Genomic DNA, 15,320 nt, shown 5'->3' with positions numbered 1-15,320 from the left:
AGCCTACACACGCGGCGGAGGGCCGCACTGGCTAAGATCGGCGGGTGCAGACCGCGCCCCCGCCTCCCCGTGTCGCCGTGCTCGGCCCGGTGCTCGTGGAGGACCGCAGCGGTGCCCTGACCGAACCGGCCGGCGCGCTCGGCAAGAGCCTCATCGTCGCTCTCGTGCTCGCGCGCGGCGCGGCGACCGTGCCCTCCCTGGTCGAAGACCTGTGGGATGACGCCCCGCCCCGGCAGGAACGCGCCGCGCTGCAGACCCTCGTCTCGCGGGTGCGCACCACCAGCGCGGACGGCCTCCTCGAGTCGACGCCGGGCGGCTACGCGCTCGCTGTGTCCCCCGAGCAGACGGACCTCGGGCTGGCCCGCCGGGCGCTCGACCGGGCCACCGCCGCCCTGCGCGCCGGCGATGCGTCGTCCGCCGCCGCCGAGGCCACGGCCGCCCTCCGGCTGTGGCGCGGTGAGCCGGGCGCCGAGCTCGGCAGCACGCCGCTCGCCGACGAGCTGCTGCGCACGGCGGCGACGCTGCGCGACGACCTCCTGCTGCTCCGGGCGCGCTCCCGCCGGGCGACCGGCGATCACGCCGGCGCGCTCGCCGACCTCCAGCCGCTGATCGACCAGCGGCCCCTGGACGAGACCGTGCGGTTGGAGCAGCTGCGCACCCTGGCCGAGGCCGGCCGGCGCAGCGAGGCCCTCCTGGCTTTCGCCGAGCTGAAGGAGGCGCTGCTCGACCGGCTGGGGACGCGTCCCGGCCCCGAGCTCGTCGCCCTGAACGCCGAACTGCTCGCCGCCGACGAGGAGGAGCGCCCGACCGCTCCCCGCCGCATCCGGATCGGCCTGCGGTCCGCACCGAACGCCCTGGTCGGCCGCGAGTACGACCTGGAGGCGGTCGAGGACCTCGTCGCCACCTCCCGGCTGACCACCATCCTGGGCCCGGGCGGCCTGGGCAAGACCCGGCTGGCGCAGGAAGTCGGCAACCGCGCCGTCCACACGCCGGCGGTCATCGTGGTCGAGCTCGCAAGCGTCCGCACCGGTGAGGATGTGGAGCTCGCCTTCGCGTCCACCCTGGGCATCCGGGAGGCGCGCGCCGCCCGGCCGACCGACCCTGGGGCGCAGCTCGACCTGCGCTCGCGCATCCTGGGCCTGCTGTCGGAGCGCGAGACGCTGCTGATCGTCGACAACTGCGAGCACATCGTGGATGCGGCGGCCGCGTATGTGCAGGACATCCTGGACTCCACGACCGCCGTCCGGGTGCTGGCGACCAGCCGCGCCCCGCTGGCGATCGGGGCGGAGCGCGTCTATCCGTTGGACTCGTTGAAGAGCGGCGACCCGGTGAAAAGCGGGTCTGCGCAAGGCCCCGACGGCGTCGCAGCGGGCGAGTACGGCCCCGCCGTCGCCCTGTTCGTCGAGCGGGCACGCGCCGCCCGTCCGGGCGCCGTGCTGCCCCTCGAGCTCGTCGCCCGCCTCTGCGATCGTCTCGACGGCCTCCCCCTGGCGATCGAGCTTGCTGCGGCGCGCACCCGCTCCCTCTCCGTGGAGGAGATCGAGCGGCGGCTCGGCAACCGCTTCGCCCTGCTGACCGGCGGCGAGCGCACGGCACCGGAGCGCCACCGCACCCTGCTCGCCGTGATCGAGTGGAGCTGGAACCTCCTCGGCACGTCCGAGCAGGCGCTGCTGCGGCGGCTCGCCCGCTTCCCCGACGGTTTCAGCGAGGAGGCCGCGGAGGCTGTCGCCGGCCCGCTCGCGGTGTCGGTGCTCGACGACATCGATGCCCTGGTCACCCAATCGCTGGTGACCGTCACCGAGGACGTCGGCATCGGCCTGCTCCGTTACCGGATGCTGGAAACCGTGCGCGAGTTCGGCGACCGCGAGCTGCAGGCGGCCGGCGAGGAGGACGACGTCGTGGCCGGCATGGATGCCTGGGCCACCGCATTCTGCCGGGAGGCGCTGGCCCGGATGCACGGCCGTGAGCAGGTGCCGACCTTCCAGCGGGTGACCGCCGAGCAGGACAACCTGGTGATGGTGCTCCGCTCGGCCCTCGATGACGGCCGACGAGAGACCGTCGCGGTCGTCTTCGCAGCCCTCTCGTATTACTGGTCGCTGCGTAGCGCGCACTCGGAGGTGCTCGGCTTCGGCGGTCCGGTGATGACGGCGCTGGCGGGCTGGGAGCCGACCGGCGAGCTGCGGGAGGCGGTTGCCGCCTGCTACACGATCATCGGCGGCACGTTCCTCTTCGTCGACCTGCGGACCGCCGCTCGCGCGATCTCGCGTCTGCGCCGGATGCGCCGCACCCGCTCGTTCGCCGATCACCGCCTCGACGCCATGGCCGCGCTCGTCCTGCACGCCGGCCGGAACGACTCCGGCATCGCGCTGCTCACCGAGTACGCTGCGTCCTCCATTCCGGAGACCGCCGCAATGGGCAACCTGATGCGCGCGCAACTGCACGAGAATGCGGGCGAGTTGGATGCGGCCCTCGCCTCCGGGACGCGGGCCTGGCAGAACGCGCAGATCGTGGGAGACACGTGGTCGTTGGCCTCAGCTGCCCAGTCGCTCGCCCAATCGCACAGCCAGCTCGCGCATCCCGACGACGCCCTGGAGTGGGCGCAGCGAGCCTACGAACAGATGTCGCTGCTGCAGGCGGACGGCGACCTCCGCCAACTCGACTGGCTGATCGCCATCAATGCGATCTCCGCCGGCGACACCGCTCGCGGGCGGCGGCTGCTGGACCGCTACCTCTCCGCCGAGGTCGACCGGACCGGGTTCGACTATGCCGACTACTACGCCGTCGGATACGCGGGAATGGCCGAGATCGCGCTCGCCGAGGGTGACCGGGCGGAGGCCGTGCGGCTGTACGACCAGGCACTCAGCGCGATGACCGAACCGCGCGACGTGCGGGCCGGCACGATGAGCCCGTGGATGATCATGCTGGGGTCCGCGGCCCTGGTCGTCCGGCTCGGGGCCGACGACACCCTGTCGGATGTGATCGACCGGGACCAGACGGACGCGGCGGCCGCCGCCCTCCGGACCCGCATGCTGGTGACCGCGCGCCTCAGGCCGCCGACGCTCGACCAGCCGGTGATGGGGTCGGGTTTCGTGGGCTACGCCGTGTGGATGCTCGACCCGGTCACGGCAGAGCGGCACGCTGCCGACGACACCTGGCTCACCGCCGGCGCCACGCTGTTCGCGCTGGCCGCGCGGGCGAACTCCCGTCAGGATGTTGCGACGCTGCACCGCGACGTCCTCGCCGCGCGCATCGCGGAGACCTGGGGCCCGGAGCCCGTGGCTGCCGCCGCCGCCGCGGTCGCCGCTCTCTCCCCCGTCGACGCGGTCGTGCGCGGTCTGGAGCTGCTCTCCGAGGTGCGCGCGTCGCGTTAGCAACTTTGGTTGACATCCACGAATAAGCAACTATAGTTGCTTGCATGACTCCAACCACTCCCTTCCCCGACCCGGTCGGAGGCGTCGCCGACGGCCTCGCCGCCGTCGTCGCGCTCCGCGAGCTCGCCGACCGCCTCGAAGACGCCGAGGTCGAGCGCGCCCTCCGCGAGGGCTGGAGCTGGACCCAGATCGCCGACGCGCTCGGCATCACCCGCCAGGCGGTCCACAAGAAGCATCTGCGCCGGGTGGCCGCCGCCGGCGTCGAACTGAGGAGACGCAATGTCTGAGACCCCTCCCGGCACCACGCAGAACGTGCCGGGCCAACCGCTGTCGCGCGCCCTGCGCCCGATCATCATCCGTTCGGTGACCGAGGCCGAGCAACGCAACTCGTCACTCGTCGAGGCCGAGCACCTCCTGGTCGCCCTGTCCCGCGAAGGCAGCGCAGCGGTCCGCGCCACGCTCGCCGACGCGGGCCTCGCCCCCGACCGCCTCGAGGCGGCGCTCGCGGACGAGCGCGCCGCCAGCCTCCGCGTCGCGGGGGTAACCCCACCACCCGCTGAGCGCCTGGCCGCCGCGCCCCGCGTCACCCGGCCGCGCTGGGGCGCCTCCGCGCGGGAGGCACTCGTCCGCGCCCACCGGGTCGCCGCAGCGAACCGGCGCCAGCGGTCGGGCGAACTCGACCTGCTCGCCGCCATCCTGGGGCTGGAACTCGGCACGGTGCCACGCGCGCTGTCGCTGGCCGGCGTCGACCGTCAGGCACTGCTCGCGTCGGCGCGGCGCGCGGCCTGAGCCGCGCATCCCGCCGGCTCACTCCCCTCGGCGCTCACCGGCCGCTCACTCACACGCCCTTACAACGATCAACCCGCCGTGTAAGCGGCACGTAAGGGCGGTGTAAGCGCGCGCCCGCACCATCGAGACATCACCATTTCCCACCAGGAAAGGACCATCATGACTCGCAGCTCGGAGTGGGCCGTCGAAGCCCACGGGCTCGTCAAGACCTTCGGCAGCAACCGCGCCGTCGACGGCGTCGACCTCACCGTCCGCGCCGGGGCCGTCTACGGCGTCCTCGGCCCCAACGGCGCCGGCAAGACCACCACCATCTCCATGCTCGCCACGCTGCTCAAACCGGACGCGGGCGAGGCCTTCATCTTCGGCCACGACGTCCGCAGGGAGCAGCAGGTCGTCCGCCAGCTCATCGGCGTCACAGCCCAGTTCGCCTCCGTCGACGAGACCCTCTCGGCCAACGAGAACCTCATGATCTTCTCGCGCCTCCTCGGGCTCTCCGGGCGGGAGGCCAAGCGCAAGACCGCCGAACTGCTCGAAGAGTTCGGGCTGACGGATGCGGCCAAGCGTCCGCTGAAGAAGTTCTCCGGGGGCATGCGCCGGCGCCTCGACCTGGCCGCCAGCCTGATCGCGCAGCCGCCCCTCATCTTCCTCGACGAACCAACCACCGGCCTCGACCCGCGGACGCGCTCACAGATGTGGGACACCATCCGCCGGCTCGTCGCCACCGGCTCCACCGTGCTGCTCACCACGCAGTACCTGGACGAGGCGGACCAGCTGGCCGACCGCATCGCGGTCATCGACCGGGGACGAGTCGTGGCCGAGGGAACCGCCGACGAGCTGAAGGCATCCGTCGGCGAATCCTCGCTGCAGCTGCGCCTCGCCGACCCGGCCGACATCGAGGACGCGCGCCGCGCCATCCAGACGGTGCTCGGAGTGGATGCGGTGGTGTCGCCGGAAGGCTCCCGCATCACCGCGCCCATGCGCGACGCGGACGCCGTCACCGACCTGTTCGTGACGTTCCGCGAGGCCGGCATCCACCTGCAGGAGATGTCCGTGCAGAAGCCGACGCTGGACGAGGTCTTCCTCACCCTCACCGGCCACGGCGTCGAAGACGAGAACGCGGACGACGCGCCCGCCGAAGAAGAGAAGGCCGAGACAGGAGAAGAGGTCCGCGCATGAGCGCCATCGCCACCACCACCATCACCCCGCCGTCCGAGCGGCGGCTGAAGAACCACGTCAGCATCACCCAGACCGTCGCCAACACGCTCACCATGGCCCGACGCGGCCTGCTGAAGATCAAGCGGACGCCCGAGCAGCTGTTCGACGTGACGCTGCAGCCGATCATCTTCACCGTCATGTTCGCGTACCTGTTCGGCGGGGCCATCGCGGGCGACGTGCAGGCCTACCTGCCGACGCTCATCCCGGGCATCCTCGTGCAGACCGTGATCACGACCTCGGTGGTCACCGGCGTGCAGCTGCGGGAGGACATGGACAAGGGGGTGTTCGACCGCTTCAAGTCGCTGCCGATCGCACGTATCGCTCCTCTGTCGGGTGCCCTGCTGGCGGACACTCTCCGCTACACGATCGCCACAACGATCACCTTCGTGGTCGGATTCCTGATGGGCTACCACCCGGCGGCCGGCCTCGGGTTCGTCATCCTTGCCGGTCTCCTGGTGATCGCCTGCGCCTGGGCGATCAGCTGGATCTTCGCGTTCTTCGGCGTCATCGCCCGGACCGCCGGCTCCGTCCAGGGCATCTCGTTCCTGGTCCTGTTCCCGCTGACGTTCTTCTCGAACGCGTTCGTTCCCGTCGACACGCTGCCCTCGTGGCTGCAGTGGTTCGTGAACGTGAACCCGGTGTCGCACCTCGTCACCGCCGTCCGCGACCTGGCGAACAACGGCACCTTCGGCGCGGACGGCTGGATCGCCCTCGCCGGAGCCGCCGTGATCGTCGCGGTGTTCGCGCCGCTCACCGTGCGGGCATACATGCGAAAGGCCTGACCGGCGCACGCCTCCCCTGACGGCGGCCGTCGCATCCTGCGGAGGGATGCGGCGGCCGCTTCGCGTGCGCCCGCACCCGCACCCGTCGAGTCGTGACTCGTTGCGCCAAATCGCGTCGAGTTGCGACATGATGTCGCAAGTCGTGAGGACGGAGGCGGGTGAGGACCAGCGCGCAGGTCGCGACGCGCGTCGGTGATCCCCGCGGCGGCAGGGTCACCGCGGGGCCGAGCGGGCGTGGCTGGGTCGGAGATCCTGCGGCCTGTGTCGGAGATTCGGGCGGGAGTCGGTCGTATGGTCCGACGGACCGCGGTGGGTCGGAGATTCGGCGAACGATCTCCGACGGAGGTGGGAGCGCAGGGACGGCGGCGACGGCGGCCGGAGGCGGGTGGGCGCACGATCCGTGCGCGAATGCGCGCGCCGACGCCGAAAAGCAGCGCCCCGGGCGACATACACTGGAGGATATGACAGCGTACGTCTCGGCCTTCGACCTGTTCTCGATCGGCATCGGCCCGTCGAGTTCGCACACCGTCGGACCGCTCCGGGCCGCCGCCGCGTTCGCCTCGCGCCTCGACGCCGAAGGGATGCTCGACCGCGTCGACCAGGTCACCTGCGCGCTGTACGGCTCGCTCGGCTCAACGGGCATCGGCCACGGAACGCCCGACGCTGTGATCGCCGGCCTCCGCGGCCTGCAGCCGGAGACGTGTCGCCCGGAGGATGTGCGCGGCGCCTGGTCCGGCCTCCAGCCCGGCGCGACCCTGCTGCTCGCCGGACGCCGCAGCATCCCGCTGTCGAAGGACGACATCGCGTTCGAGCCGCGCACCCGCCTCCCGGGCCACCCGAACGCGCTGACGCTGCGGGCGTGGGGACGCGACGGCTCGGGCGAGCGCTCACCGCTCCCGCTGCTGGAGGAGACCTACTACTCGATCGGCGGCGGGTTCATCCGGCGCGACGGCGAGGAGGCCGCGCTCGCGGCGCGCAACGCGCATCCACTCCCCTACGACAGCGCCGAGGAGCTCCTGGCGATCTGCGAGCGGGACGACATCCCGATCTGCGAGGTCGCCCGCCGGAACGAGGTCGCGCTGCACGGCGCCGAAGCGACCCGGGAGCGGCTGGACCTGATCTGGGAGGCCATGGCCGAGTGCGTCGCGCGCGGGCTGGCCGGCGACGGCACGCTGCCCGGCGGCCTCGGGGTCCGTCGCCGCGCCGCCGCCATGCGCGAGGACCTGGAGGCCGTGCAGGACGACCCGGGACGCGCGACGGCGCTGGAGTGGCTGCACGCGTTCGCGCTCGCGGTCAACGAGGAGAACGCATCCGGCGGCCGGGTGGTGACGGCTCCGACGAATGGCGCTGCCGGCATCGTCCCCGCGGTCGCGCATTACTATCTGCGCTTCGTGCCAGGAGCGTCCCTCGAAGGCATCCGCCAGTACCTGCTGACCGCGACCGCGATCGGCTCCCTGTTCAAGGCGAACGCATCCATCTCGGGAGCGGAAGGCGGCTGCCAGGCTGAGGTCGGCTCGGCCTGCGCGATGGCCGCCGGCGCGCTGTGCGCGGTGCTCGGAGGGACGCCACGGCAGGTCGAGAACGCGGCCGAGATCGCGATGGAGCACCACCTGGGCCTCACCTGCGATCCGGTCGGCGGCCTGGTGCAGATCCCGTGCATCGAGCGGAACGCGATCGCCTCCTCCACGGCGGTCTCCGCAGCCCGGCTCGCGCTCCACGGGGACGGCCGGCACCTGGTGTCGCTGGATACGGTGATCGAGACCATGCGGCAGACGGGACTCGACATGTCCACTAAGTACAAGGAGACGAGCGAGGGCGGACTCGCGGTCAACGTCATCGAGTGCTGACGCATTCTCCGAGCCGGTTCCGAGCCTGGGGCCATACGCTTCCCACATGACCGTGATGGATATTCCGTTTGAGACCATCGACGGCGAGCCGACCAGCCTGTCCGCATACGCGGGCCAGGTCATCCTCGTCGTCAACGTCGCCTCCCGGTGCGGGCTCGCACCGCAGTACGAGAAGCTCGAGAAGCTGCAGGAGACCTACGGCGACCGCGGCTTCACCGTCGTCGGGTTCCCGAGCAACCAGTTCCTGCAGGAGCTGAGCTCGACGGATGCGATCAAGGAGTACTGCTCCACCACGTGGGGCGTCACCTTCCCGATGATGGAGAAGGTGCGGCTGAACGGGCGGAACGCGCATCCGCTCTATCAGGAGCTGACCAAGGCCCCGGATGCGGAGGGCAAGGCGGGCAAGGTGAAGTGGAACTTCGAGAAGTTCGTGATCACGCCCGACGGCGTCGTGCACCGCTTCCGCCCGCAGACCGAGCCGGACGACCCGGCGATCGTCGGGCTGATCGAGGAGTCGCTGATCGCCGCTGCGTGAGCCGCGCGCTCAGGGCGCGCTCCGGCGCGACCTTAGGCGCGACCTCAGCTGCCCGCTCAGGCGCGACGGAACCACCGGCCGCCGACCCGCTCGGTGAGCCGCCAGCCGCCGAGCTCCGCGAGCGTGCGCAGGTACGCCACCGTGTGCTCCGCCACGCGAAGGGCCGAGCCCTCGGTGTCCTCGGTGAAGCGAACGGTCAGCCGCGCCTCCCCGGCGACGACGTCGACGCTGCTGGCCTCCACCACCGCGAGTTCGCGGGCCGCGTCGGCCGCGGCCGGCTCGATCGAGCGCGGGTCGACCCCTGGCCGCAGTCGGCCGACGGCGACGATCACGCGGAAGGAGGGCACCCGCTGAGCCTACGCGCGTCGCTGAGGCGGTTCGGAGCGCCGGGGCGTACGCTGACCCGATCGGGATGCGACGGTCGGGGGATCGGAAGGAGTGCGCTCGTGCACGAGACCAACACGGACGAGCTCGAGGTGACGGGGCGCGACGACGCGCTCGACGCCGCCGAGCTGGAGGAACTGGGAGCCCTGCTGCGCGAACGGCGGCTCAGCGATGTCGCCGAGTCTCAGCGGATGGCCGAGTCTCTGGGCCTTCTGCTGGCGTCGCGGTCGGAGTCGACTGCGGACGACGAGCACGACCCGGAGGGGCCGACGCTGTCATCGGAGTGGAGCCGTCTGCAGGCGCTGCGCTCGGACGCGGCACACGACATCGTCGCGGTGGACGCCGCGCTGGAGCGCCTGCATCGAGGAACGTACGGTGTCTGCACGCGCTGCGGCCGCTCCATCGGTGTCGACCGGTTGCGCGCCCGGCCGACGGCCGAGTTCTGCATCCGTTGCGCGGTCGCGGTCGAGAGCTGACCGCTCCCCACGCATCGAGGGGACGCAACACGCCGTTAAGCCGCGCGGACAACGGCGTGTTGCGTCCCATCGTTCCGTCGTGGCGGCCCCCCGGCGGCTACGGCGTCGGGCGGGAAGCGCGGTAGACGGCCTCCGTGCGGCTGGACGCGCCGACCTTGCGCAGGATGCTCGAGACGTGCACGCTCGCGGTCTTCGCGCTGATGTAGAGGCGCTCGCCGATCTGCTTGTTGCTGAGGCCCTGCTCGATCAGCGCGAGGACCTGCTCCTCGCGGTCGGTGAGCGGAGCGCCGTGCGCGGCTGCGGCCGGTGCGGCGCGGCCGGCGGGGTGCGCGGCCAGGGCGTCGGCCGCATCCACCAGCAGCCGGATGCCGCGCTCGTCGGCCAGCGCGCGTCCTTCCGTCACCAGCGCGTCGGCCTGCGCGCGCTCGCCGGCGAGCAGCGCGACGCGTACGGCACGAAGCAGGGCGTAGGGGCGCAGATGGACGGGCGCGACCGGATCGGTTGCGGCTGACGTCGCGCACTCCCAGGCGTCGAGCGCGCCGGCGTAGCGCGTCGGGCGATCGGTCGTGTCCGACACGGCGGCGAGTGCCGTCGCCAGCTCCGCTTCGATCAGCGGCGCCCAGGCGCGGGCGGTCGGCCATTGACGGAGCCCATCGAGCACCGTGGAGAGGCGTTTGACCTCGGCCAGGACGTCGACGCTGCCGCGTGTCGCGAGCTCGGCGAGGGCGCGCGAAGCACCGGCGAGCACGGGGAGGTCGTAGCCGGGCATCGACCGGAACGGAGCAGATCCGATGCCGCGCGTCTCCGCCCAGGCGCGTTCGTAGTCGCCGAGTGCGATGGCGGTCTCGGCCGCGATCCGGGCGAGGGACAGCCGTGTCTGCTGTTCCAGCTCGGCGAGCGCCCGCAGTGGGGTGCGGAACCGCCGGAGCAGCTCATCCGCCCGGGACGGCTCGCCGTGCCACACCCACAGCCGGGCGCGCTGCAACTGCGCGCACAGCCCGGCGCGGTCGTCGAAGCCGAGCGCGACGCGCAGGAGATCTTCCGCACGGTCGTACTGCCCGAGCGCGATCAGCGGCTCGGCCGTGTTCGCCGCGAGCCAGATTCCGGAGGTCCGCTCCACGCCGCGCTCGCGAGCCCGGGCGACGCCCGACTCGGCGAGGCGCACGGCCTCGGCATAGAGGCCGACCGAGTTGAGGGCGTCGGAGGCGTTCACCGCATACCGCAGCGTGGCACCGGCATCGCCCGCGGCGAGCGCGCCCGCGACGTCGAACTCGGCGAAGCCGTCGGCGATCCGTCCGGCCGACACGAGCGAGGCCGCGAGGATGTTGTGCGCGACCGAGCGCAGCGGCGCGGGGGCCGACTCTGCTTCCTCGATCGCCGCCCGTGCCGTCGGGATCGCGGCGCCGAAGTCTCCCGCGAGCATCCGTTCCGCCGCCAGCTCGGTGAGCAGGTGGGGCCGGAGTGGGTCGCCGGCGGGCACTTCCCCCGGTGGGACCAGCACCAGCGCATCCTCGATCAGCTCGGCCGAGCCGGGGCGGTTCAGATTCGCGAGGTACTGACCTTTGTCTCGGAGCAGCCGCGCACGGCGCGACGGCGCCAGCCCATCGGACTCGGCCAGCGCCACCTCGACCAGGGCCAGGGCACGCTCGTTGTTGCCCGCGTTGCGGAGGGCGGAGGCCGTCCGCGCGATCACCGCGACGCGGTCGCGGCCGCTCAGCGCCTCGGCGTCGGGGACGCGATCCCACAATTCGAGCACCCGGTCGCCCATCGCCGCGGCGGTCGCGTATGCGTACGACCGCTTGGCCTCCTCCATCGCCTCCAGCGACGCCTGGAACGCCCGGCGCACGTCGTGCGCGGCGAGCCAGTGCGACGACAGCTGCACCGCCGAGCGCTGCGGGCTGGCCTCGAGCGCCTCGGCGTATCGCGTGTGGAACCGGGTCCGCTCGCCCGGCAGCAGGTCGGCGTGAACCGCCTCGCGCACCAGCGCGTGACGGAAGGAGTACTCCGTCGAGTCGGCGGCGAGCAGGTTGGCGACCACCGCCTCGCGGGCGGCGGAGTCGAGCTCTTCGGGTGTTCCCTCGTAGACAGCGGCCAGCAGGTCGTGGGTGACGCAGACTCCACCGGCGGCCAGCACGCGCAGCAGCCGCTGTGCGGGCTCGCTCAGCCCTTCGAACCGGGCGAGCACCAGCTCGCGCAGCGTCTCCGGCAGGTCGTCGCCCGAGCGCAGCCCGTCGATCTCGACCAGCTCCTCCACGAAGAACGGGACACCCTCGCTCAGCTCGGTCACGCGCTCCAGCGAGCCGTCATCCGGGACCCGTCCGAGCAGCTGCTCGACAAGTTCGGCCACTTGGGCACGGCCGAGCCGCGCGAGTTCCCAGCGCGTCACGCGACGGGTGCGTTCGAGCTCGGGCAGCCACGACCGGAGGACGTGGCCGCGCGGCACCTCGTCGCTGCGGTACGTCAGCACGATGAGGAGGCGCCCACGCTCGGCCATCCGAACGATGAACCGCAGCAGTTCGAGAGTGGAGCGGTCGGCCCAGTGCAGGTCTTCGATGGCGAGGACCACGGGCCGCTCCGCCGAGAGCTTCTCGAGCAGGTCGGTCACCAGTTCGTAGAGTCGCTCCGCGCCGGTCCGCGGAGGAACGGCCGACTCGTCCGCCAGTTCTGGCAGCAGGGCGGGAAGCACGCCCGCGCTGGACCCGGCGACCTCGAGCACGCGCTCCAGCCCGACGAGTTGGATGAGCCTCCTCAGCACTCCGGCGAACGGCGCGAAGGGCGGCCCGTCGTCTCCCAGGTCGACGCAACGGCCCAGGAGGACGGTCGCCGTCGCTTCCTGCTCGCTCAGGAACTCTTCGAGCAGCCGCGACTTGCCGATGCCGGCCTCTCCCCCGATGACGACCGCCCTCGGCTCCCCCGCGGCGGCCGCCTGCAACTCGTCGCGCAGCGCCGCCAGGTCGGACCCCCGCCCGACCAGTGTGACGCTCGACGTCGCTGCTCGCATGGCCTCATCGTGCCATGCACCACCGACATCCGGACCCCCTGCGCGAGCAGCTTCGCGCACCGCAGACAGAACGACGTTCGCGGCGCCCGCGTCGGCCGATTCAGCGGCCGACGTGAGCCAGCTCCCGCTCGCGCTGCCCCGCAGGCTGCGCCGTCTCCTGGCCCGCGGACTGCGCCGCGTCCACCGGGACGGCCGCCTCACCGGCCGCCGAGGCAACCCCTGTCGCAGCGCGGCGCCCGCGCGTCAGCGACCGCGACCACCACCCGTGCTCGCGCGCCCGCAGCGCCCGTTCGCGCTCCACCCCTTGGCGCTCCGTCTCGCCCACCCGCACCCGGAAGTCCACGAACTCGTCCAGCAGCATGATCCGATCCCCTCTTGCTTCGCCGCGCAGGTCGCGTCCGGCGATGACCTCAGCCTTCTCGCTAAGGCCCCCCTGAGACATCGGGAAGATGCCCTATTCCGGCCCGGCTGCCGCCTCAGACACGGATCATCAGGGCTTCACTCCCTCGCGCGCGCGGGGCAGCATAGGGCTCATGGCGACGATCAACGAGCTCCAGCCCCCGTACAAGGTCGGTTACTTCGTGGGGAGTCTTTCCGCCCACTCCGTCAACCGCACGCTGTCGAAAGCGCTGCTGAGACTGGCGCCGTCCGATCTGGTGTTCACCGAGATCCCGATCGGCGGCCTCCCCCTGTACAACCGCGACTTCGACGGCGACTTCCCGGCCGAGGCGCGCGAGTTCAAGCGCCTCATCGCCGCACAGGATGCGCTCCTCTTCATCACGCCGGAGTACAACCGGTCCATCCCGGGCGCGCTGAAGAACGCGATCGACTGGGCGAGCCGTCCGTACGGCGAGAACGCCATCGCCCGCAAGGCCACGGCCGTCATCGGCGGGTCGACCGGCCAGATCGGCACCGCCGTCGGGCAGCAGCACCTGCGCAGCATCCTGAGCTTCCTGCAGGCGCCGCAGATGAACGCGCCGGAGGCGTACATCTGGATGCGGCCGGGCCTCATCGAGGAGGACGGCACGGTCACCGATCCGGGTACGGAGGAGTTCCTCCGCGGCTACATGAACGCCTTCTTCGAGTACATCGAGCGGGTACTCACGGTGGTGCCGACCGCCTCCTGAGCGTCCACCCCGTCCTGGTGCCACGCCCCCGCCGCGATTTGCCCCAAATGTCGGCTTCGGCCGACCCGAAGGCGACATTTGGCGCAAGTGTCAGCGGCCGCCCTCGCGCTTGCGGTGCCGCTGCTGGACGGCCTGCTCCCCGTAGGGGTAGATGTCGGTGCGCGGAGTGCTGGCGTCGTCGAGCCGGGTGCGCTGGTCGTGGGTCAGCCGGAGGTCGGCCGCGCCGAGGTTGTCCTCCAGCTGCTCCACCGTGCGCGCGCCCAGGATGACGGAGGTCACCGCCGGCCGATCGCTCAGCCAGCGCAGCGACACCTGGGAGGCGGACGCTCCCGTCTCGCGCGCCACCGCATCCACCGCGTCGATGATCTCCCAGGTGCGGGGATCCGCGTTCCGCGCCTCCCACGCCTCCATGCCGCGGGTGGGGTTCTCGCCGAGCCGGGTCGCGCCGGTCGGCGCCTCGTCGCGGCGGTACTTGCCGCTCAGCCAGCCGCCCGCGAGGGGCGACCAGGGCAGCAGGCCGACCCCGGCATCCAGCGCCGCCGGCACCACTTCGTGCTCGATGCCGCGCACGATCAGGCTGTACTGCGGTTGCAGGGTCACGGGAGGCGCCCAGCCGTGGGCGCGGGCCACGTGCACCGCCTTGGTGAGCTGCCAGCCGAGGTAGTTGGAGAAGCCGTAGTACGAGATCTTGCCCGCGGTCACCGCGTCGTCGAGGAACCGCAGCGTCTCCTCGATCGGCGTCAGCGCATCCCACGCGTGCATCTGGTAGAGGTCGATGTGGTCGACGCCGAGGCGGCGAAGGGAGGCGTCGAGCGCGGTGCGCAGGTGGGCGCGCGACAGCCCCAGGTCGTTGGGGCCCCCACCCATCGGGAAGCGGCCCTTGGTGGCGATGACGACGCCGTCGCGACGGCCGGGGTTGCGGGCGAGCCAGCGGCCGATGATGGACTCCGAGGCGCCCGTCGTGTACACGTCGGCCGTGTCCAGGAGATTGCCTCCCGCCTCGAGGTACAGCTCGATGATGGCGTGGGAGGCCCGCTCGTCGGCCTCCGCGCCGAAGGTCATGGTGCCGAGGGCGAACTCCGACACCATCGTTCCGCTGTTTCCGAGGTTGCGTAGATCCATAGCGCGAAAAGTAGACCCGACTCGGCGCTTTGCGTACTGTGTGCGTTCGTGAGGCTGCTCCTGATCTCCGACACGCACGTCCCCAAGCGGGCTCGCGCGCTGCCCGCGCAGGTGCTGGTGGAGGTGGACGCGGCCGACGCGGTCATCCACGCCGGGGACTGGGTGGATGCGGCGACGCTCGACCTGCTGGAGCAGCGGTCCCGCCGCCTGGTCGGAGTGTGGGGCAACAACGACGGGCCGGAGCTGAGGCGGCGGCTGCCGGAGGTCGCGCGCGTGGAGCTGGGCGGCGTCCGGTTCGCGGTCGTGCACGAGACCGGGCCGGCGGCGGGACGCGAGCTGCGGGCCGACCGCGACTACCCGGATGCGGACGTGCTGGTGTTCGGGCACTCGCACATCCCCTGGGACACCGTGTCGCCGGGCGGGCTGCGCCTCCTGAACCCGGGATCGCCCACCGACCGCAGGCGGCAGCCGGTCTGCACCTACCTCACCGTCGACGTCACGGACGGCCGCCTCGGCCCCGTCACCCTCCTGCCTGTCCCCCGCGGCTGACCGCGCATCGAGTGGACGCAACACGCCGTTACGGCGACGCTGGTGACGGCGTGTTGCGTCACATAGATGCGGCGGGGCGCCGGGCGGCGGAGCGGCCGGGCGGCGGAGCGGCCGGGCGGCGG

At 72.1% G+C, this 15,320-nt stretch carries 14 protein-coding genes; 10 read left to right on the top strand and 4 right to left on the bottom strand.

What is annotated here, in order from left to right:
• Positions 1–44 precede the first annotated feature (44 nt).
• From AB4079_RS19105 to AB4079_RS19075, 7 genes are all read left to right on the top strand, one after another.
• Positions 45–3,371: an ATP-binding protein gene (locus AB4079_RS19105; protein WP_441788915.1), complete on the top strand. Its 3,327-nt coding sequence runs from the start codon at positions 45–47 to the stop codon at positions 3,369–3,371.
• Positions 3,372–3,415: 44 nt separating this feature from the next.
• Positions 3,416–3,658, top strand: a complete 243-nt coding sequence (locus AB4079_RS19100) for a helix-turn-helix domain-containing protein (protein ID WP_441788914.1) — start codon at positions 3,416–3,418, stop codon at positions 3,656–3,658.
• Positions 3,651–4,160, top strand: a complete 510-nt coding sequence (locus AB4079_RS19095) for a Clp protease N-terminal domain-containing protein (RefSeq protein ID WP_441788913.1) — start codon at positions 3,651–3,653, stop codon at positions 4,158–4,160. The genes AB4079_RS19100 and AB4079_RS19095 overlap by 8 nt, the downstream gene beginning before the upstream one ends.
• 159 nt (positions 4,161–4,319) lie before the next feature.
• On the top strand, positions 4,320–5,336 hold the full coding sequence (locus tag AB4079_RS19090) for an ATP-binding cassette domain-containing protein (protein WP_441788912.1): 1,017 nt from the start codon (positions 4,320–4,322) through the stop codon (positions 5,334–5,336).
• Positions 5,333–6,157: an ABC transporter permease gene (locus tag AB4079_RS19085; RefSeq protein ID WP_441788911.1), complete on the top strand. Its 825-nt coding sequence runs from the start codon at positions 5,333–5,335 to the stop codon at positions 6,155–6,157. Before AB4079_RS19090 ends, AB4079_RS19085 begins: the two co-directional genes overlap by 4 nt.
• A gap of 461 nt (positions 6,158–6,618) precedes the next feature.
• A complete protein-coding gene (locus AB4079_RS19080; RefSeq protein ID WP_441788910.1) occupies positions 6,619–8,004 on the top strand; it encodes an L-serine ammonia-lyase in 1,386 nt (461 codons plus the stop codon).
• A 46-nt stretch (positions 8,005–8,050) separates the two neighbouring features.
• A complete protein-coding gene (locus tag AB4079_RS19075; protein WP_441788909.1) occupies positions 8,051–8,539 on the top strand; it encodes a glutathione peroxidase in 489 nt (162 codons plus the stop codon).
• 56 nt (positions 8,540–8,595) lie between these two features.
• Here AB4079_RS19075 and AB4079_RS19070 read toward each other — a convergent pair whose 3' ends face one another.
• Positions 8,596–8,886, bottom strand: coding sequence for a hypothetical protein (locus AB4079_RS19070; RefSeq protein WP_441788908.1), 291 nt, complete (start codon positions 8,884–8,886; stop codon positions 8,596–8,598).
• A gap of 99 nt (positions 8,887–8,985) precedes the next feature.
• Between AB4079_RS19070 and AB4079_RS19065 the strand changes: the two genes are divergently transcribed.
• Positions 8,986–9,399 carry a TraR/DksA family transcriptional regulator gene (locus tag AB4079_RS19065; protein ID WP_441788907.1) on the top strand — a complete coding sequence of 138 codons (414 nt, stop codon included), beginning with the start codon at positions 8,986–8,988 and terminating at the stop codon, positions 9,397–9,399.
• A gap of 97 nt (positions 9,400–9,496) precedes the next feature.
• On the opposite strand, the gene AB4079_RS19060 is transcribed toward AB4079_RS19065, so the two are convergent.
• Positions 9,497–12,400: a helix-turn-helix transcriptional regulator gene (locus tag AB4079_RS19060; protein ID WP_441788906.1), complete on the bottom strand. Its 2,904-nt coding sequence runs from the start codon at positions 12,398–12,400 to the stop codon at positions 9,497–9,499.
• Between the two features lie 100 nt (positions 12,401–12,500).
• A complete protein-coding gene (locus AB4079_RS19055) occupies positions 12,501–12,842 on the bottom strand; it encodes a hypothetical protein (RefSeq protein ID WP_441788905.1) in 342 nt (113 codons plus the stop codon).
• A gap of 91 nt (positions 12,843–12,933) precedes the next feature.
• On the opposite strand from AB4079_RS19055, the gene AB4079_RS19050 reads away from it, so the two are divergent.
• Positions 12,934–13,527 carry an NADPH-dependent FMN reductase gene (locus AB4079_RS19050; protein WP_441788904.1) on the top strand — a complete coding sequence of 198 codons (594 nt, stop codon included), beginning with the start codon at positions 12,934–12,936 and terminating at the stop codon, positions 13,525–13,527.
• A gap of 90 nt (positions 13,528–13,617) precedes the next feature.
• Here the strand turns inward: AB4079_RS19050 and AB4079_RS19045 are convergent, their stop codons facing one another.
• Positions 13,618–14,649 carry an aldo/keto reductase gene (locus AB4079_RS19045; RefSeq protein WP_441788903.1) on the bottom strand — a complete coding sequence of 344 codons (1,032 nt, stop codon included), beginning with the start codon at positions 14,647–14,649 and terminating at the stop codon, positions 13,618–13,620.
• A gap of 48 nt (positions 14,650–14,697) precedes the next feature.
• On the opposite strand from AB4079_RS19045, the gene AB4079_RS19040 reads away from it, so the two are divergent.
• On the top strand, positions 14,698–15,198 hold the full coding sequence (locus AB4079_RS19040; RefSeq protein WP_441788902.1) for a metallophosphoesterase family protein: 501 nt from the start codon (positions 14,698–14,700) through the stop codon (positions 15,196–15,198).
• Positions 15,199–15,320: the final 122 nt, after the last annotated feature.

Origin of the sequence: Leifsonia sp. 2MCAF36 (genome assembly GCF_052115525.1) — a bacterium.
Taxonomy (GTDB): Bacteria; Actinomycetota; Actinomycetes; order Actinomycetales; family Microbacteriaceae; genus Leifsonia.
The sequence above is the reverse complement of the archived record's forward strand: the minus strand, read 5'-3'. Positions and strand labels throughout refer to the sequence as shown.